This is a genomic window from Chitinibacter bivalviorum (assembly GCF_013403565.1).
GTDB lineage: Bacteria > Pseudomonadota > Gammaproteobacteria > Burkholderiales > Chitinibacteraceae > Chitinibacter > Chitinibacter bivalviorum.
In genome coordinates this window covers 1278610-1298150 of sequence record NZ_CP058627.1, presented here as the reverse complement: position 1 = coordinate 1298150, position 19541 = coordinate 1278610, and the positions used below count along the sequence as shown (strand labels likewise).

Genomic DNA, 19541 nt, shown 5'->3' with positions numbered 1-19541 from the left:
AGAAATACAAAATGAAAACGATCTCTCGTTCATTGCAATTGATTGGCGCAAGTTCTTTTGTTTTATTGGCGGGGCCGGTACTGGCGTCGGGTTATAACTTTGGTACGCAAAGTGCCAGTAACCAAGGGGTAGCCAATGCGGGTGCGGCTGGCTTAACCGATGCTTCGGTGTTGTTTTATAACCCTGCGGGGATGACGCGGGTCGAAGGAACGCAGATTTCGGGCGTGCTCAATTACATCATGCCAGATGGTAATTTTTCAAACAGCGGCACAGTCAATGCCATCGGCCAACCGATTAGTGGCAATAACGGCGGCAGCTTTGGCGTCGATACGCTGGTGCCACATCTGTATATGACGTCACAACTGAACGATAAATGGACCATCGGCGCGGGGCTGTTTGTGCCCTTTGGTTCACATACTGATTACGACAAGGGCTGGGTAGGGCGGTATAACTCGACGGAAAGCGAGCTTAAAACTATTAACTTTAACCCCTCAGTGGCCTACAAAATCAACGATATGTTCTCGATCGGTGGTGGCGTTAGTGTGCAATACATTCAGGGGAAGCTTTCGAAAAACCTAGATCTCGGTTTATCTGCCGTTAATGGCGCGAATGCCGCAGTAAAAAAAATCTGTGCTGCAGCACCGACTTCGCCGCAATGTAAAGGCGGTGCAGCGGCAGTAAAAAATGCTGCAGGCACGATGGTGAGCAATCCGACGTACGATGGCTCAAGCGAAGTTACCGGTGATGATGTGGCATTTGGCTTTAATTTAGGAGCCACGGTTAATTTCTCACCCACGACCCGCATGGGCGTGGCATATCGTTCGGCCATTTCACATACCTTGGAAGGCGATGCGAAATTTACCGTGCCACAAAATTTTGCAAGTAGCGCGCTGGGCGCTTTGCTCGGCGGCGGAGCTCAGGCCACTCTTAATTCGCAGCTGAAAAATACCTCGGCTAATTTGAGTGTAGATACACCCGAGTCGTTCTCTATTAATGGCTTTCATCAGATCAATGAGCAATGGGCGATCATGGCGGACTACACCTGGACCCGCCATTCGCGGCTAGATGAAATTCGCGTCAAATTAGCTAATGGTTTACCAGATTCTGTCACCGTTACGAACTGGACCAATACCAATCGCTATTCTGTCGGTGCTACGTATCAAGCCAGCGACAAATGGTTGATCCGTACGGGTATGGCTTACGATCAAGCGCCAGAAAACGATAGCAATCGCATCACCAGTATTCCAGATAGCGATCGCATTTGGTTTGCACTTGGTGCCAATTACGCCATTACACCCAATCAATCGATCGATTTGACCGCCATCTATGTGGATTTGGCTAATTCTAAAGTGTCGCAAAAAGACCAAAACGGCTCGATTGCCAAAGGTAATTACGACGTTAGCTCGATCACGCTGGGCGCGCAGTACAACTATCGCTTCTAATTTTTGACTGGGCGGCCAGGCCGCCCCTGATTGAGGTCAAGCTATGACTGAAGTTATGAATAAATCAACGTTGACGCATATTCGTCGTGTTGCTGTCTTGGGGGCCGGTGTGATGGGGGCGCAAATCGCCGCGCATTTGTCTAACGCGGGTATCGCCACTGTTTTATTTGATTTGCCCGCGCCATCGGGCGATGCGAACGGCATTGCACTCAAAGCCATTGAAAACCTGAAAAAGCTCAAACCTGCGCCGCTGATGTCGGCAATTCGCGTGGATGGGATTACACCCGCCAATTATGGGAGCGATCTGGCGCTGCTTGCCGATTGCGATTTGGTGATTGAAGCGATTGCCGAGCGTCTGGATTGGAAATCAGATTTGTACGCCAAGATTGCCCAGCATTTGGCACCGCACGCTATTTTGGCGACCAATACCTCGGGTTTGTCGATTGAAGCGTTAGCGCAGAGCGTGCCCGCCGAAGTGAAATCGCGTTTTTGCGGAATTCATTTCTTTAACCCTCCGCGCTATATGTATCTGGTTGAGATTATTCCGACCCAAGCTTGTGAATCAGCTTTGCTTGATAAGCTAGAAACCTTCCTGACAATGCGTTTGGGTAAAGGTGTTGTCCGAGCCAAAGACACGCCCAATTTTATCGCCAATCGCATCGGTGTGTTTTCGATGTTGGCCACAATTAAGCACGCCCAAGCTTTTGGGGTGCGCTTTGATGTGGTCGATGATTTAACTGGCCCGCGCCTTGGCCGCCCCAAATCGGCGACTTTCCGTACCGCTGATGTGGTCGGGCTCGACACTTTTGCTCATGTCGTGAAAACAATGACCGATACCCTCGGGGATGATCCGTGGCATAGCTTGTTTGTGACGCCAGAGTGGTTGCAGCAATTAATTGCCAATGGCGCTTTGGGTCAAAAAACGCGGCAGGGGATTTATAAAAAGGTCGGTAAAGAGCTTTTCGTACTTGATCCTAATGTCGGCGATTATGTCGCAGGTGGTCAAAAAGGCAGTGAGGCCGTTAAGGCGATCCTGAAAATCAGCAGCCCTGCCGAGCGTATCGCCGCACTGCGTGCATCTGACTTGCCCGAGGCACAATTTATCTGGGCCTGTTTGCGGGATGTTTGGCATTACATCGCGGTGCAGTTAGAACATATCGCGGGCAATGCGCGGGATGTGGATTTTGCGATTCGTTGGGGCTTTGGCTGGAATCAAGGGCCATTCGAAATGTGGCAAGCCGCGGGCTGGCAAGCGGTGGCCAATGCGATTGCTGAAGATATTGCAGCAGGTAAAACGCTTAGCGCTACGCCATTGCCAAGTTGGGTGTTGAGTCGTGATGGCGTGCATACGAGCGATGGCTCATTGGATGCTGCGAGTGGCGCTTTGGTTGCGCGATCTCACTTGCCGGTTTACCAGCGCCAGCTGTATCCACCCTTAGTGCTGGGTGAAGCCGCCGCCGATTTCGGGCAAACCATTTATGAAAATGATAGTGTTCGCATGTGGCTGCCACCAGCGTCAACAGGCGGCGGCGATGTACCTGTCCTGTCATTTACCACCAAAGCACACTGCATCGGTGCCAATGTATTGGCTGGTGTGCAAGAGTCTATCAAGATTGCAGAGCAATACTACCCAGGTTTGGTGATTTGGCACCCCGAAGCCCCTTTCTCGGTCGGTGCCGACTTGATGAGCATGGGGCCCGCCTTTATGACCGGCGACTTTGCCGCGATTGAAAACATGGTGGCCGAATTTCAAAACACCTCGCAGGCGATTAAATACGCCAAAGTGCCGGTGGTCGGCGCTGCGCAAGGTTATGCGTTTGGTGGCGGTTGCGAATTCTTGATGCATTGCGCACGCGTGGTGGCGCATGTTGAAACCTATATCGGCTTAGTTGAAGTTGGCGTGGGTCTGTTGCCTGCTGGTGGCGGTTGTAAAGAGTTTGCGCTGCGTGCATCCAAACTGGCGCGCAATGGCAATATCCTCGAAGTGCTGAAAGATTATTACCTCGCGATGGCGACAGCCAAAGTCGGTACGAGCGCCGAAGAAGGTCAGCAGATCGGCTACTTGAAAGAATCCGATATTGTTGTGATGAACGCCAATGAATTGTTGTTTGTGGCCCAAGCGCAAGTTCGCGCGATGGCGGCAACGGGCTACCGCGCACCGGTAGCGCCGAAAGGGTTTGCCGTGGCGGGGCGCTCAGGCGCGGCGACGATCCGGGGTCAGCTGGTCAATATGCTCGAAGGCGGTTTTATTTCCAAATACGACTACCACATCGGCATGCAAATCGCTGATGTCGTTACGGGCGGCGACGTTGAGGCGGGCACTTTGGTTAATGAAGACTGGATCTTGAAACTGGAGCGCGAACGTTTTATGGGCTTGCTAAAAAAAGGCAAAACGCAGGAACGGATCATGCACATGATTGAGTTCAACAAACCTCTGCGCAACTAAAAGGCGCACTGGAAAAGGCTGCGCCTCCTGTGATCTCGCGTCGTGCGATGCTCGGAATCCTCATGGACTTGATGTCCATTCCGGTTCCTGCGCTTCTGACTCCACGACCTGACAGGGGCTCGCTCTCTTCCAGTATCGCCTTTGGCATCTAAATAAAAGATGCTTATCCAAATTTGGAATAAGGAGCTCGGAATGAGCAAACAAATTCAAGAAGCTTATGTCGTTGCCGCAGTGCGCAGCCCGGTGGGGAAAGCGCCGCGCGGTATGCTGAAAAATGTTCGCCCCGATGATTTGCTCGCGCATGTGCTTCGCGCTGCGATGGCGAAAGTGCCGGGTTTAGATCCAGCCTTGGTGGAGGACGTCATCGTTGGCTGCGCGATGCCCGAGGGTGAGCAGGGCATGAATGTGGCGCGGATTGGTGCGCTGCTGGCTGGCCTGCCCAATACCGTGGGCGGGGTGACCATCAACCGTTTTTGTTCGAGTGGGATTAATGCGGTCGCGATGGCTGCTGACAAAATCCGCCTTGGCGAAGCCGATGTGATGATTGCGGCCGGGACTGAGTCGATGTCAATGGTGCCGATGGGCGGTAATAAATTGTCCTTGGGTAGCTCGATTTACGAGCGTGATGAAAACGTTGCGATTGCCTACGGCATGGGTTTGACCGCGGAAAAAGTCGCTACCCAGTGGGGGATTAGCCGTGAAGACCAAGATGCATTTGCTTTGCAGTCACATACCCGTGCTTTGGCTGCGGCAGCCAATGGCGCATTCAGCGACGAAATCGTGCCACTGGATGTGACTTACCGCGTTCCCAATTTGGCAACTGGCGAAGTTGAGCTGGTTAGTAAAACACTGACGCAAGACGAAGGTCCGCGCGCCGATACCAGTGTCGAAGGCTTGGCGAAGCTAAAAACTGTTTTCGCCGGGCCGTCGAAGAACGGCTCTGTCACCGCGGGTAATAGCTCACAAATGTCCGACGGCGCTGCGGCGCTGGTGCTGGTGTCCGAGAAAATCCTCAAAGAGTTTAATCTCGTCCCATTGGCAAAATATGTGAGCTTTGCCGTGAAAGGCGTTCCGCCCGAAATTATGGGCATCGGCCCAAAAGAAGCGATTCCGGCGGCCTTGAAAATGGCAGGTTTGAGCCTAGATCAGCTTGAATGGATCGAGCTGAACGAAGCATTTGCCGCGCAAGCGCTGGCGGTGAGTCGTGATTTGGGCTTGGATATGAGCAAGGTTAATCCAAATGGTGGCGCGATTGCCTTGGGCCATCCATTAGGGGCGACCGGTGCCATTCGGGCTGCGACGATGATTCATGGTTTGCGTCGCCAAGGAAAAGCGGGTAGCTACGGCATGGTGACGATGTGCATTGGCACTGGCATGGGCGCTGCGGGTATTTTGCAGGTGCTCTGATTCTGCAGTGTATGAAATCAAAACCCGCCTTTGCTTTGGCGGGTTTTTTTGTCCTAATTGATCACAAATTTTGTGGAGCAATCACAAATGAAACAGGTTCTTATTGCCTTACTTATGGCGGCGACATTGCCAGTGGCACATGCGGTGGACTTGGCTGGGGTAAATGTTGTTGAGCAAAGCGAAGTGGCGGGTAAAAGCCTGCAATTGAATGGCGCAGGTATTCGAAAGAAGTTGATGTTCGAAGTGTATGTCGCTGCTTTATACACGGCGGGCAAAAGTAGCGATGCCGCGGCTGTGATAAAGAGTCAGCAGCCGCGCCGTATGCAATTGACGATGCTGCGCAATGTGGAGGCGCAAACACTCGTTGATGCCTTGGTCGATGGGCTGAAAGACAATCTGAGCGCCGCAGAATTCACGGCCCAAACCGCACGGATTGCCGAAATGCAGAAAATCCTGCTCGAAGCCAAAGTAGCCAACAAGGGTGATGTGGTTACCTTGGATTGTCTGCCAGGTCAAGGAACGCGTTTGATTTTGCGCTCGAAAGTGCTGGGGCAAATTGCGGGTGATGATTTTTCAAGCGCACTTTTGAGTATTTGGTTGGGGCAAAAACCAGTGCAAGAGCATTTGAAGCTGAAATTGCTGGGGATGTAAATAATGTACTTTAACTACATTTTTCTGGTGCTTGCATATCTGTCTGCTACATATAAAACCTTATAAAACAGGTGTTGATAGGCTCGTAATGTAGTATTTGTGGCGTGTTGTTACAAATATGTACGTAGTAATGCTACTAAAATGCTTGCGTTAATTTCGTAGTTTTGTTAAAGTTTAGTCATGGAAGAAAAACAAGGTTGGCTCAATTCGGAGCCTCTGTTTTTAAGGAGATACACCATGCGTACTCTGATTAAATTTTCAAAAACTGTCGAATCTTTCCAACAGTTCTTGGTGAAATCATACGGTTGGCAACTCACTTTGCCACGTTAATAGTTGTAAGTTAGTAGTGGTTGTTGAGTAGTAGTAGCTAGGTAGTTTGTTTTTTGTAGTGCCCTCGCAGTGAAAGCTGCGTTATCGACTCTATCCTCCTGTGCCCGATTACGTGCCATGTCGCAAGATGTGGAACTAGTCGGGTTTTTTTTGCGCAAAAATTAGTGGTAATTGCCGACGGCATGACGGCAGTTTGGTACAGTTATGTTTTTGCCCGTCAGAGAATGAGTTTGCGTGCTTTGCCCCTGTTTTGTGCCATTGTGATCGCCAGCCCAGCATGGGCTGCAGAGGCTGATTTCCGTTATCGCATCGAGCTTGATGCGCCGTCTAGCGTGAGTGGCTTGCTTGAGCAGCACTTAAATATCTATAAGTGGCAAAAAAAGAATCGTCTAACGGTTGAGCTATTACATCGTGAGCTCAATTCGCTACCCAATGATGCACATGATTTACTCGCGACGCAGGGTTATTTTGACGCCAAAATCACTACTCGGCTGGATGAGTCTGGCCAAACCCCGGTGGTGTATATTTCGGTAGACCTTGGTCAGCAAGTGATGGTGACCAATACCTCGGTGGTATTGCAGGGCGCAATCAACCAAGATATTGAACGCTATGAAACTTTGACACGGCGTTTTAATCAGCGCGGTGATGCGCTGGAAAATCTGCCTTTCACTCAAGCCGCCTGGGACGATTTCAAAAAACGCAGTCTTTTATCACTGCAATCGCGCTCTTATCCCGCTGCGACGATGGTCTCGAGTGAGGCTACGATCAATCCAGAAACCCATGAGGCCGAATTTAAGCTGGTGCTCGATAGTGGCCCGCAGTATGTGTTTGGCCCCTATATGATTAACGGATTGTCGCGTTACCCCGCCAAATTGGTTACCGACCAAATCAAAATTGCCGAGGGTGAGCCCTATAGTCGTTCAGACTTGAATGATCTGCAGGCGTCCATTCAGGATTTGCCACAATTTGCTTCTGCATTGGTCGACGTGGACTTGCCAGATAGTGAGCCATTTGTGGCGCCGTTGCGAATCGATGTGCAAGAAGCACCGTTGCAGCGCATCAATGTAGGTCTGGGCTATAGCACCAATACGCGCTTTAAAACCGAATTGGGTTATCGCTATCTGAATTTGCTCGATCAAGGCTGGATCTTTAATAGCAAGCTGCGACTAGAGCAGCTTGAACAAGCGGTTGATTTAAGCGTCACCATTCCAAAATCGAGCAGTGAGCGTGAACATCGATTTTGGGGTTCTTATTTACATAACGAATACGAAGGTGTGGATTCGCACCTGTATAAAGTGGGCGTCTCCCGTCTGAAAAAATGGGATCAGAACGAGCGTGCGATTGATTTGCAATATCAGATTGAGCGGCGAAGCTATGCTGACGGTTCCGAAGATAATCCGCAATCTCTGACGCTCAATTACAACTGGATAGAGCGCCACCTCGATAGTAAGCGCGACCCTCGTAATGGCTATTTGTTTCAACTTGAAACGGGCGGCGCACTCAAGCAAATTCTCAGTGATGCCACCTTCCTGCGCGTGGCCGGACGCGGAGCCTACTATAAACGCCTAGGCAAAGACGGGCAGTTCCTCGGTCAATTTAATCTCGGCCAGACTTTCTCTCAAAACCCCAGTGGCATTACTAGTGATTGGCTGTTTCGTACCGGTGGTGCAGGCAGTGTCCGTGGTTACGACTATCAATCTCTCGGGGTAAAGAGTAATGGCTCGGTGCTTCCGGGGCAGGTGTTAGCGACGGGGTCGCTGGAATTTCAGTATGCCGTGCTCAAAGATTGGCGTGCTGCTGCCTTTGTGGATTATGGTGGCGCGGCTGCAGATTGGAGATCGCTCGATCCCGTCACGGGGGTGGGCGTGGGTGGGCGTTGGCTTAGCCCTGTCGGGCAGATTGGCTTTGATGTCGCTTATGGCATCGAATATAAACAAGTGCGTTTTTATTTCGCAATGGGTTTAGCATTTTGACCGAAAACTCAAACCCCAATTTAAGCTCAGACACACCAGCTCAGCCTGAAGATCAGGCTAATTCCGGCGCTGTGATCGCTAAGCCTAAGCCAAAATATGGCTTTGTGCGGCGATTATTGCGTACGGTGTTTTGGAGCTTTTTGCTCACGTTTTCAATCTTGGGGGCGATTTTAGCCGCCACTTTGGCGTGGTTTGATTCGGATTCGGGGCGTTATTGGCTGGTCGATGCGATTAATCGCAGTGGCGTGGCCAAATTAGCTGCCATTGAGGGCTCTTTTTGGTCCGAGCTGCAAATCAAACAATTACACGTCAAAACCGATGCTGTAACGGTAGATCTCGACTATGGGGTATTGCGTTGGGAGCCTTATGCCTTAATGCTTCGGGATCTAAGCCTGCCCCTGGTATCGCTGGGTAAATTGGCAATTACCACCGCGCCAACGCCACCGAATGCACCACCCACCACTGCGCCTGATAGTTTGCGGCTGCCTTTTGGTATTCATCTCGAACAGCTCAAAATTGCCCTTCTAGACATCGATGGGATGGCGCTGCGTGATATCGATGCCAGCATTTCCAGCAATGGGCGCTTTCACCGACTTAATCTCAAGCAATTGCGTTTGCCGCAAGGCAATGTTGCGGCCGCGCTCAATATTACGGGAAAAGCCCCCTTTCACAGTGGCGGTTCTTTTATCTTTGCCGGTCAGCTCGAAGAGCAGGATATTCGCGCCTTTGGCAAAGTAGAAGGGCCGTTGCGGCAGTTGATGGTTGAGGCGACCATTGAACACCCGCATCTGACTGGTCATACGCAGTTGCAGGCCGATGTATTTGCACCCTATTCCTATCAGATGATCTCCCACGGTGAGATTCAAGTAAAAGGCTTGAACCCTGCGCTATGGCATCCCGCCGCACCGCAGGCTGCGCTGGATTTGGCTGCGCAATTTAAGCCCGTCAAAAATGGCCTCGAAGGTCAAATCAATATTCAAAATCACCAGCTTGGTCCAATCGACCAGCACAAGTTGCCATTGAAAGCGGCCAAATTGCAGTTTTCGCTGCATGAGCAAGTGGTGCATGTCGATGATTTGCTGCTGCAATTTGACGGAGCGGGTGACATTCGCGCTCAAGGCAAAATTAGCCAAGGTCAGTTGGCCTTAAAAGTAGCGGCCAGCCATCTTGACCCGCAGCGTTTCTGGTCGCCGCAGCCCGCGGGTGATATGAATGGTGAGCTGGAATTGGCTGGGCCGTGGTTGGCTCCGGGTGTCAAAGGCGAAATCAACGATTTAGCGCGCAAGGCCAATCTGAAACTGGATGTGGGCTGGATCAACCCCGACAAGGAACGACGTTTGGCGATCCGCCATGCGCAATTGAGCCGAGGCCAAAGTCATTTAGTGGCCAAAGGTGAGTTTGATTTATTAAGTCAGAATAAATTTGCCATTGATGCGGAGCTGCAAAAAATCAATCCTGCTGAGTTTTCCAAAGTACCTGTGGGTAGTATATCTGGGAAAGCTAATTTGAAAGGTGCTTTGAAGCCTATACCTGTAGTTGATTTGGCCTATGAGCTGGCTCAAAGCGAATTCAATCATCAGCCCTTGGCAGGGGCGGGGGCACTGACACTGGATGCCGAGCGCATTTCAAAAAGCGATTTCTGGCTAAGCTTGGGCGCTAATAAAATCAGCGCCAAAGGTAGCTTGGGCCGCACGAGTGATCAGCTGGATTTGAATTTGATGCTGCCTAATTTATCCGTGATTGGGCCGCAATTTCAGGGGCGTGCCGAAGGCGTAGCTAGCTTGTCTGGCTCGCTGACGCAGCCGAAAATAAGTGCGCGGCTCGATATTAATCAACTGAGTACGCCGTTTGATGTGAAATTACAGCAGGGCCATCTCGACATTTCAGCCAGCAGCGATCTGCAAGGCCCCATCGTCATCGCGGGGCATCTGCAAAAAATGGCCTTGGGGACGACGCAAATCGATCAGGCCGATTTGAGTGTCAAAGGCACGATGAAACAGCATGATGTCTCGTTCAAACTGAGCGGCAAGCATGAGGTCTTGCCATTGCAAGTTGATTTGCACGCGCTAGGGGGCTTGATTGCCAATACGCATTGGCAAGGGCAGATTCTCAACCTAGCTGGCACTGCCGGATTGCCGTTTAGCTTGAAGAACACGCCTAATTTAACCTTGTCTGCGGATGAGGTGTTGCTGAGCGCCAGTACCCTAGGTATTGGGCAAAGTCAGTTGCTGCTGAAAAATACGCACTGGAAAAACGGTGTGCTCGATTCACAGGGGCAAGTGCAAAATGGCTTGGTCGCCGAGTGGCTCAATTTGGCCAAAATTAAAAACCCGACCAGCGATTTGATTCTGGCGGGGGAATGGCAAGTTAAAAAAACCGATGTACTCAATGCGCAACTGAATTTGCAGCGTGTCAGCGGCGATGTGCTATGGCGTGAAGACGCTCAAACAAAGGTGCCCTTGACGCTGAAAACCTTTGCCCTCAATGGCCAAGTGGTGATGAATAAGCTGCAACTGAAGGCGCAAGTACAAACTGAGAAGTTTGGGCAGTTGGCCTTTGCTGGCGATACGATGCTCGATTTGGAACAAGGTGGCTTGGCCGATCAAGCTGCGCTCAATGCCAGCTTGAAAGGCAATTTGCCCGATCTGAGTGTATTGGGACCCTTGCTGGGCGGTGATGTCAAGGTGGCAGGGAAGGCGCAGCTCGATATCGAGCGGCGTGGGCCTTTGGTTAAGCCTCAATTGGGTGGATATGTGCTGGTCGATGGTTTTAGCTTGACAGCCCCCAGTGCTGGCGTGCAAATGAAAGAAGGCGTCATGGAGCTGGCGCTGAGTAATCAGCAAATTGAATTGAAAACATTCAAAGTCAAAGGCCCGCGTGGCGGCGATTTGAAAGGCTCTGGTTTGATTGCATTTAATGGCAATAGCCCCAGTGGCGGCGCGAAATTGGTGGCCAATAAATTCACTCTCATCAGTAAGCCAGATATGTTGCTAGTTCTCAGTGGGCAGGGTGGCGTAGAAATTAAAGACGGCGCGCTGCAGGTGAGTGGCGATTTCAAGGCGGATGAAGGCGATATCCAATTTCAAGCGACGGATACGCCGAGCTTATCTTCTGATGTTCGGGTGGTCGGGCGTGAAAGTGCGGCAAATGATGCCAAGCCCGTCAATTTGCATATGCAACTCGATTTTGATCTGGGCGATAACTTCCAATTTCGGGGTTATGGTTTGGATAGCCGATTGGCTGGCAAATTGCGCTTGCGTGCGCAGCCCAAGCAGCTGATGAAAGTGACAGGCACTGTGAACACCGAAGACGGTGAATATAAAGCCTATGGGCAAAAATTAGAAATTGAACGCGGGATACTTTCTTTTCAGGGGCCAATCGATAACCCAAATCTTGATATTTTAGCAATACGGCGTAATCAGGCGGTCGAGGCGGGCGTGAAAGTGCAGGGCTCGGCGTATTCACCCCGCGTTACCCTCTATTCCGAGCCCAGCGTACCTGATGCGGAAAAAATATCGTGGCTACTGTTCGGGCATGGCTCCGAGAATATGGAAAAATCTGATAGCGCGCTGGTGCTGCAATTGCTCAATGCCATGGCGGGGAGTGGTGGAACAGGGTTGTCGGATGAGATTCTGGGTAATTTTGGGATTGATGAAGTCGGTTATAAATCCAAACAAGAAGATGATGGTTCAACGACCCAGGTGGTGACGGTGAGTAAACGGCTCACTAAGAATCTGCGAGTAGCCGTTGAAAAGAGCTTTAATGGACTGAGCGATGCGGTGAGTTTTACATTGCAATTGTCGCGCCACTGGTCAGTGATCTCACGGATTGGCGTTGATGAAAGCAGCTTGGATGTCAATTACACCCTGAGTTTTGATTAAGGATAGGGTTGTGATGGGGTGCGGGCCAGTACCACATTAATAATGCGCGCCGCCCCAGCTGCTTTTAATACCTTCGCGGCCGCATGCAAGCTGGCGCCGCTGGTCATGACATCATCGACAAGTAAGATGGTTTTTCCCGTGCAATCGCACTGACAAGCAAATGCACGACGCAGATTTTTCCAGCGTGCTTTGGCCGAGAGGCGTGCTTGATGTTCAGTATCCCTGATCCTTGCCAGTACATCATGTCGAATCGGAATTGCGCTTGCTCTACTTAAAGGTTGAGCAATCTCTCCTGCCTGATTAAACCCACGCTCTTTGAGTCGATTGGCGTGCAATGGCATGGGGATAATCCAGTCGGCTTGCTTGAGCTGGGCTAGGAGGGATTCAAACTGCGCCAAGTTGCCCAGAATTTGCCACTGAGCACCAAATTTGGCTGCATGTATCAATGCTTTGATCGGCTCGACAAATAAATAGAGCGCGATGGTTTGATCAAAAGCCGGTGCGCGCCGCATGCATTCACCGCAATGTAGGCCATATGTACCGGGACGGGCGCATTGCGGACAACTATCGGCAGCAAGCCAGCGTGGTAAGTGCGCTTGGCAGTCCGCACAAAAGAGCTGAGAGGGCGCTCTAAACCGAGTGCTCGGCAAGATGGTGCTGCACAAGGTGCATTGCACGGGTAATAAGTTGTTCAAAAAATCGTTGAATAAATTTGACAACATCCCGCTCCATTCGGACAATCACTAGCAGCATAGAATCTACTGGGAAATCCTGCTGCATGACACAAGCTCAAACGATTGAATTTAAACGCCATACTCCACATCCTGAACAAGAGTTATGGTCGGCTGACGCGGTGCAAGCACTGTTCGATTTGCCATTTAATGATTTGCTTTTTCAAGCTCAACAAGTTCACCGTGCTCATTTTGATGCCAATCGCGTACAACTTTCGACTTTACTGTCGGTGAAAACTGGGGGCTGCTCCGAAGATTGTGGCTATTGTTCGCAATCCAAACGTTACGACACCGGTCTGGAAGAGCAAAAACTGATGGGGGCTGATGAGGTCATTGCCGCCGCGGCCATTGCCAAAGAAAACGGCTCTTCACGTTTCTGTATGGGCGCGGCTTGGCGCGGGCCGAAAAACCGCGATCTGGATGAAGTGAAAAAGATGATCGCCGGCGTAAAGGCTTTAGGTTTGGAGACCTGTGCGACCTTCGGTATGCTCAAAGACGGACAGGCTGAACAGCTGCGAGACGCGGGTTTGGACTACTACAACCACAACCTTGATACCTCGGAAGAAAAATACAGCGACATCGTCAGCACGCACAGCTATGCCGATCGTCTGGATACCTTGGGTAAAGCGCGTAAAGCCGGTTTGAATGTCTGCTCGGGCGGTATTGTGGGTTTGGGTGAAACGCGCGCTGACCGTATTGGTTTGATTGGCCAGTTAGCGAATCTTGACCCGCAACCCGATTCGGTGCCGATTAATAATCTGGTGCAGATTGACGGCACGCCACTCGATGGCTCGGAGAAGGTGGATTGGACTGAGTTTGTGCGTACGATTGCGGTGGCGCGGATTACGATGCCGAAATCATTTGTCCGCTTGTCGGCAGGTCGCCAACAAATGCCGGAAGCGATGCAGGCTTTGTGTTTCTTGGCTGGGGCAAATTCGATCTTCTACGGTGATAAGCTGCTGACTACGGGTAACCCTGAGGTTGAAGGCGATAAAGCCTTATTCCGTAAACTAAACCTACAGCCTTTGTGATTCTTTGGGTATGTCGCTGAAAGCCATTCTTGGAATGGATTTGGTGGCTATACATAATAAAAAGCCACGCATAAAAGCGTGGCTTTTTAATTGGGGCGGCAGCGAGATTAGCCGCGTACTTTTTTGATGACTTGCAGCAATTGCGCCACAGCATCGTCGCTTTTACCAGATTTCATGCCTAGTGCAATGCAATCTTGAGCTTGTTGCTCGAGCAGGATCATGCCCAGTGCGTCAAGCGCAGAGCGCGCTGCAGCAACTTGATTCAATACTTCATTGCTCGTGCGATCTTCTTCGATCATGCGGGTAATGCCTGACACTTGACCCACAATACGGTTCAGACGTTTAACGAGTTGATCTTTGTTTGGACGATCTTGCTTAACGGTTGATGTCATATCCAGCTTCCTCTATCGATGTTTCCAGCACTTCGCGGCTGGTTTGCGTGGCGTCGAACACGATTTGTGCTTTGCCGGGGTTTAAGGTGACGGTGGCACTTTGGACCCCCGCAACCGCTTCTAAAACACGCGTTACAGAGGCGGTACAGCCGCCGCAACTCATGCCTTCGATTCCAATTTCAATGGTTTCCATCTTCTTCCTCACCATTTAAAACGTTTTAATAACAATGCATTGCTAATCACAGAGACCGAAGACAGCGCCATCGCTGCGCCAGCGACAATCGGGTTTAGTAAGCCAACAGCGGCCAGTGGAATGCCCAGAATGTTGTAAATGAATGCAAAAAATAGATTTTGGCGAATTTTGCGCAGCGTTGCTTTAGATAGCGCAATCGCAGCGCTGATGTGATTAATGTCGTTATGCATCAGGGTAATGTCGGCGGTTTCCAGCGCTACGCTGGCACCTGTTTTCATCGCAAAACTGACATCGGCAGCAGCCAGCGCTGGCGCATCATTAATACCGTCACCCACCATGGCAACTTTTTTGCCTGCTTGTTGCAATTGCAGTAATTGCTGGAATTTATCCTGAGGGCTGCATTGCGCTTGATATTGGGTAATGCCCAAACGGCTAGCAACTTGTATCGCGCTATGTTCGTTGTCACCGGTTAGCATGATGACGTTGACGCCTATTTTTTGCAGATGGCGGATGGCTTCGTAGCTGCTTCTGCGAATTTCATCCTGCAACATAAATACTGCGCAAGGTAGGGTATCGATGCTAATGCCAATGACTGTGTAGCCTTGCTCCTGATACTGAAGGGCGGTATCAAACTTGCTCGTATCACTTAAGAAAGCCCAATCAGGGCGTCCAATGCGGATTAAATGCGATTCGATTTGCCCGCTAATCCCCATCCCAATTTCGGTGCTGATTGCTGCGCCATTGAGCAAAGGCAGATCGCCAGACGAAAGCTGGTGCGCCTTAAGAAATGCTTCTGCGAGCGGATGCTGGGAGCTGGCTTCGATGCCGGCGGCCCAATGCAGTAATTGTTGCTCGGTGTACGGGCTAGAGTCAAAGCGCTGAATGTGGGCAATTTGTGGCTTGCCGACGGTCAGCGTGCCGGTTTTATCGACAATCAAGGTGTCAATCTGGCTGGCGAGCTCTAGGGCGGTGGCATTGCGAAATAAGATGCCATGCCGTGCGCCCAGACCAACCCCCACCATAACCGCTGCGGGTGTCGCTAATCCAAGCGCACAAGGACATGCAATGACCAAGACCGCAACCGCATGGATAAGGGCAAGGCTGAGATCGCCTTGTAGCCAGTAGGTGGCGAGCAAGGTGATGAGCGCGACCAGTAAAATAACGGGTACAAAAATGGCTGAGATCCGATCGGCCAGTTTTTGTATGGGGGCTTTGCTGCCTTGAGCTTGACTGACCAATTTCACAATGGCGGCCAATTGGGTTTGGCTGCCGATGGCGCTCGTTTTAATTTGTGCGCTGCCTGCCAAATTGCGAGTGCCAGCAAAGACTGGTGAGCCGACGGCTTTGCTGATGCTGGCCGATTCGCCTGTGAGCATGGCTTCGTCGATCTCGATTTGGCCTTGAATAATTTCACCATCCACCGGCACCGTTTCGCCATCACGCAATTGGACCTGGTCCCCCAAGGCAATTGCAGCAATACTGAGTTCTTGCCATTGCCCATTGCGTAACACTTTGGCCGTTTGCGGCTGCAATTGCAGCAGTGCTTTTAATGCGTCGCCAGTTTGTTGTTTAGCGCGCAGCTCCAGCCATTTACCGAGTAGCACCAAAGTAATAACACTGCTGCTGGCTTCAAAATAGAGCGCGTGATGCTGGCTAAGCAGAGCCCATACGCTATAAGCCCAGGCGGCAGAAGTGCCCAGCGCCACCAGTACATCCATATTGGCTGCGCCGCCACGCAACGATAGAAATGCGCCACGATAAAAGCGCCAGCCAGGGATAAACTGCACGATGGTTGCGAGTGCCAGTTGCAACAGCGGCGCTAACACGCCGTGTTGTCCTGCGAGCATCCCTGCCATTTCATATAGGAAGGGTAGGGTGCAGGCGATGGCAAGCCATAAAGTCCAAGGGGTATGTTGCTTAGCTTGGCTGCTAGTCTGGGCTAGTTCGCTCGCTTGAAACCCCGTCTTTTCAATCAGTGAAATAAGCTGTGCGGTTTGCCACTGTCCGGCAATGGTATAAATCTGTGCATGTTCATTGGCAAAGTTAACTGTTGCACGGATACCCGCTTGGCGATTAAGGGTTTTTTCTAGCCGATTGGCACATGCGGCACAGGTCATCCCTGCGATATTGAATTCGTAATATTGCTCGGGGATCTGAAAGCCCGCTTTATGAATGGCCTGCTCAATCAGAGTGAATTGCTCAGCCCCGGCGGTGATTTGCGCTTGTTCGGTCGCAAAATTAACGCTCGCACTGACGTTTTCGAGCCGGTTGAGTACCTTTTCTAGCCGCTGAGCACAGGCAGCACAAGTCATTCCCTCGATAGGTATATAGAGGGAGGCTTCACTATGATTAGTGTTTGATTGAGTACCCATCTGGGTATAGTAGCTTCAATACCCAATACCCGCAAGGGGTATTTGGCTGCTCTCGCTGGCGATCGTTGATACAACAGTCCATGCATTCTTTAGGGAAAAAATGACTAAACAGAGGCTGAAAAGGTAGAAAAAAGTAAGTTTGAGGGCTGCAAACCCTGGCCGAAATATGACGTACGAGTATTTGTGATGCTTTATGGTTGTCAAATATCAGCAAATGCTTGTTTCCTTACAGACTAGCGTTTATGCTCAATCAAACAATCTAAACGCAACAGGTATTTTCGCAGTGATTTTTTCGTTGTTTCAGCGTTTGCGTCAATTCTACCAAGCGAATCGACTCGCTTGGAGACTGATCTTGGCCGTATTTGCGACCGGCTTGGTCGTGACCGTCACTATGACGCTCTTCTTGCTTAAGCTCGAATATGATCGCAGCCTGCAGCAAACTCGCTCCGACCTACAAACACTAGGCAAAACAGCCACACCGCAACTGGCCAGTAATTTATGGCTGGTTAATACCGAATCAATTCATAGTCAACTCAATTCCTTGCTTCAAACTCGAGTGGTTCAGCATGCTTTACTCGTGGAAAGTGATGGTCAGCAGTATGCCTCGGGCCAAGAATTAAATATTGGCCACGATGTCGTGACAGAGAGTTTTCCTGTGGTGTATTTGCATCCGCTGACTAATAAGGAGGTCGTGCTGGGGGAATTAAAACTCAGTACAACTTTAAGCGAGCTTGAGTCTAGGCTCTATGCCCAGTTTTTGCGCCTATTGCTGCTTGAAGGCTTAGGCATGGCGACCGCGGCTTTATTCTTTTTGATCTTGTATCACCGTCTGATTGCCCGGCATTTGAGCCATATCGCTGAATACACGCGCCATTTTAATTATGGTTTGTTGTCGTCCCCGCTGCATTTGCAAAGGACGGTGGATAAGCCCGATGAAATGCAGACCTTAGTTGATGCCATTAATGAAATGCGCGGCAATTTGCAGCGCGGCTACCGTGAGCGCGAAGAAACGCAACGTGCGCTGTACGTAGAGAAAGAGCTGGCTGAAGTGACGCTAATTTCGATTACCGATGCGATTTTAACCACTGATCATGACTTCAAAATTAAACTGATCAATCCAGCCGCCGAGCAGCTAACAGGCTGGTCGACACAGGATGCACGAGGCCGATTCGTCGCTGATTTACTGTGTTTGGGTGGTGACTTGACGCCGGATGAGTTGTATCAGGTGTTGGGCCGTGCCCGAGATGACCTCAAAGCGCAAAATGCACAGAAGGCGATGTTGCTCAATCGTGATGGCGCAAAATTAAATGTCGAATATGCCGCCGCACCGATTACCGATCAAGATGGACAAGTAGTGGGCTTGGTTTTGGTATTGCATGATGTGACTGAGGCGCAAGCATTAACTGAAAAGCTGGCTTATCAAGCGGATCATGATTATTTAACTGGGCTTACTAACCGACGCGGCTTTGAAAATGCACTGGTCATTGCGCATCAGCAGGTGTTACTCGATCATCAGCCACACATCTTGATGTTGCTCGATTTGGATCAGTTTAAGCTGGTCAATGATACCTGTGGTCATTTGGCAGGCGATGAATTGCTGCGGCATGTGACGACCTTGCTGCAAGGCTTGATGTTGCCTGGGCGCTCAATTTTGGGGCGTCTCGGTGGCGATGAATTTGGTGTTTTATTATCAAATACCACCCATGCCGAAGCTCAGGTCTTAGCCGAACGGATGTTGCATGCGCTGGCGCAATTTAGGTTCGTCTGGCAAGACCGCCCTCATGGTGTCACGGTCAGTATTGGTTTGGTGAAATTGGATCATCGTTGCGCAAGTCCGCAAGAGGCGATGAGTCAGGCTGACGTGGCGTGCTTTGCGGCCAAAGATGCTGGCCGTAATCAATTGAGTTGGTACAGCAGTGATGATCAGGATCTGCTTGAGCGTCATAATGAGATTCAACTCTTAGCGACACTCAAAGAGGCCATCGAACAAAACCGTTTCCAACTGTATTTTCAAGCTATTACTCCAATGAATCGGATTGATGCCGAAATACCACATTTGGAAATACTGATTCGCTTAATAGATAGTAACGGCCGTGTGATCACGCCAGGTGCATTTATTCCAGCTGCTGAGCGCTACGATATGATGGCGCAAATTGACCGCTGGGTAATTGAGCATAGTATTAAATACTTGGCGGACCGTGTGCATAGCAATAGCCCGCTGCCTCAATTGGCGATTAATTTATCCGGTAAGTCACTAAATAAGCAAACGCTGGCCTTTATTTTGCAGCAACTGGATATGACACTGGTGCCACCTTATGCAATTTGTTTTGAAATTACCGAAACTGCGGCCATTTCAAATCTGAAAGAATCTTCGGTGTTTATTGAAACTTTGCGTACGCGCGGTTGCAAATTTGCACTTGATGATTTCGGTAGTGGTTTTTCATCATTTAATTATTTAAAAACCCTGCCTGTTGATTTCCTAAAAATCGATGGTAGCTTGGTGACCGATATTGCTGATGATAAGGTGAGTAGGCAGATGGTCATTGCAGTAAATGATATTGCGCATAGTTTAGGCTGTAAAACCATCGCTGAGTTTGTTGAAAATGAGGCTATTTTGCATGAACTGGCGGCAATTGGTGTCGATTATGCGCAGGGCTTTTATTTTGGTAAGCCTGCACCATTAGTGTAGTGA

General features: G+C 50.3%; 12 protein-coding genes and 1 pseudogene. 8 read left to right on the top strand and 5 right to left on the bottom strand.

What is annotated here, in order from left to right; all coding sequences use genetic code 11:
- The first annotated feature begins 11 nt into the window (after positions 1-11).
- The 6 genes from HQ393_RS06125 to HQ393_RS06100 all read left to right on the top strand — a co-directional run bounded on the left by HQ393_RS06125 (position 12) and on the right by HQ393_RS06100 (position 12130).
- Positions 12-1442, top strand: coding sequence for an OmpP1/FadL family transporter (locus tag HQ393_RS06125; RefSeq protein WP_179357950.1), 1431 nt, complete (start codon positions 12-14; stop codon positions 1440-1442).
- Positions 1443-1485: 43 nt separating this feature from the next.
- Entirely contained in the window at positions 1486-3888 is a 2403-nt protein-coding gene (locus HQ393_RS06120) for a 3-hydroxyacyl-CoA dehydrogenase/enoyl-CoA hydratase family protein (RefSeq protein WP_246307968.1), read from the top strand.
- A gap of 192 nt (positions 3889-4080) precedes the next feature.
- Positions 4081-5295 (top strand): acetyl-CoA C-acyltransferase, encoded by a 1215-nt coding sequence (locus tag HQ393_RS06115; protein WP_179357949.1) that lies wholly within the window; start codon positions 4081-4083, stop codon positions 5293-5295.
- A gap of 87 nt (positions 5296-5382) precedes the next feature.
- Complete coding sequence (locus HQ393_RS06110) at positions 5383-5946, top strand: chalcone isomerase family protein (protein WP_179357948.1); 564 nt, start codon at positions 5383-5385, stop codon at positions 5944-5946.
- Positions 5947-6458: 512 nt separating this feature from the next.
- A complete protein-coding gene (locus HQ393_RS06105) occupies positions 6459-8249 on the top strand; it encodes an autotransporter assembly complex protein TamA (RefSeq protein WP_179357947.1) in 1791 nt (596 codons plus the stop codon).
- Positions 8246-12130 carry a translocation/assembly module TamB domain-containing protein gene (locus HQ393_RS06100; protein ID WP_179357946.1) on the top strand — a complete coding sequence of 1295 codons (3885 nt, stop codon included), beginning with the start codon at positions 8246-8248 and terminating at the stop codon, positions 12128-12130. Before HQ393_RS06105 ends, HQ393_RS06100 begins: the two co-directional genes overlap by 4 nt.
- Here the strand turns inward: HQ393_RS06100 and HQ393_RS06095 are convergent.
- Together HQ393_RS06095 and HQ393_RS18040 are read right to left on the bottom strand one after the other, a co-directional pair.
- Entirely contained in the window at positions 12127-12642 is a 516-nt protein-coding gene (locus HQ393_RS06095; protein ID WP_218871313.1) for a ComF family protein, read from the bottom strand. The two genes, HQ393_RS06100 and HQ393_RS06095, sit on opposite strands and share 4 nt — an antisense overlap.
- Before the next feature lie 9 nt (positions 12643-12651).
- Positions 12652-12852, bottom strand: a pseudogene (locus tag HQ393_RS18040) (double zinc ribbon domain-containing protein); the annotation flags it as partial.
- 56 nt (positions 12853-12908) lie between these two features.
- On the opposite strand from HQ393_RS18040, the gene bioB reads away from it, so the two are divergent.
- Positions 12909-13892 (top strand): biotin synthase BioB, encoded by a 984-nt coding sequence (bioB, locus tag HQ393_RS06090; protein WP_179357944.1) that lies wholly within the window; start codon positions 12909-12911, stop codon positions 13890-13892.
- Between the two features lie 107 nt (positions 13893-13999).
- Here the strand turns inward: bioB and HQ393_RS06085 are convergent, their stop codons facing one another.
- The 3 genes from HQ393_RS06085 to HQ393_RS06075 are packed head-to-tail and all read right to left on the bottom strand — an operon-like array spanning position 14000 to position 16789.
- The gene (locus tag HQ393_RS06085) at positions 14000-14284 is read right to left on the bottom strand and encodes a metal-sensitive transcriptional regulator (RefSeq protein ID WP_179357943.1); all 285 of its coding nucleotides are present in this window, start codon (positions 14282-14284) and stop codon (positions 14000-14002) included.
- Positions 14268-14477, bottom strand: a complete 210-nt coding sequence (locus HQ393_RS06080) for a heavy-metal-associated domain-containing protein (RefSeq protein WP_179357942.1) — start codon at positions 14475-14477, stop codon at positions 14268-14270. The genes HQ393_RS06085 and HQ393_RS06080 overlap by 17 nt, the downstream gene beginning before the upstream one ends.
- An 8-nt stretch (positions 14478-14485) precedes the next feature.
- On the bottom strand, positions 14486-16789 hold the full coding sequence (locus tag HQ393_RS06075; protein ID WP_179357941.1) for a heavy metal translocating P-type ATPase: 2304 nt from the start codon (positions 16787-16789) through the stop codon (positions 14486-14488).
- A 412-nt stretch (positions 16790-17201) separates the two neighbouring features.
- Between HQ393_RS06075 and HQ393_RS06070 the strand changes: the two genes are divergently transcribed.
- Entirely contained in the window at positions 17202-19538 is a 2337-nt protein-coding gene (locus HQ393_RS06070; RefSeq protein WP_179357940.1) for an EAL domain-containing protein, read from the top strand.
- Positions 19539-19541: the final 3 nt, after the last annotated feature.

Bases quoted from the DNA above. Each gene is read 5' to 3' on its own strand.
- HQ393_RS06105 (WP_179357947.1), top strand. From the start codon at position 6,459: ATGACGGCAGTTTGGTACAGTTATGTTTTTGCCCGTCAGAGAATGAGT.
- HQ393_RS06080 (WP_179357942.1), bottom strand. From the start codon at position 14,477: ATGGAAACCATTGAAATTGGAATCGAAGGCATGAGTTGCGGCGGCTGT.
- bioB (WP_179357944.1), top strand. From the start codon at position 12,909: ATGACACAAGCTCAAACGATTGAATTTAAACGCCATACTCCACATCCT.
- HQ393_RS06120 (WP_246307968.1), top strand. From the start codon at position 1,486: ATGACTGAAGTTATGAATAAATCAACGTTGACGCATATTCGTCGTGTT.
- HQ393_RS06095 (WP_218871313.1), bottom strand. From the start codon at position 12,642: ATGCGGCGCGCACCGGCTTTTGATCAAACCATCGCGCTCTATTTATTT.
- HQ393_RS06075 (WP_179357941.1), bottom strand. From the start codon at position 16,789: ATGACTTGTGCTGCCTGTGCTCAGCGGCTAGAAAAGGTACTCAACCGG.
- HQ393_RS06110 (WP_179357948.1), top strand. From the start codon at position 5,383: ATGAAACAGGTTCTTATTGCCTTACTTATGGCGGCGACATTGCCAGTG.
- HQ393_RS06115 (WP_179357949.1), top strand. From the start codon at position 4,081: ATGAGCAAACAAATTCAAGAAGCTTATGTCGTTGCCGCAGTGCGCAGC.
- HQ393_RS06085 (WP_179357943.1), bottom strand. From the start codon at position 14,284: ATGACATCAACCGTTAAGCAAGATCGTCCAAACAAAGATCAACTCGTT.
- HQ393_RS06125 (WP_179357950.1), top strand. From the start codon at position 12: ATGAAAACGATCTCTCGTTCATTGCAATTGATTGGCGCAAGTTCTTTT.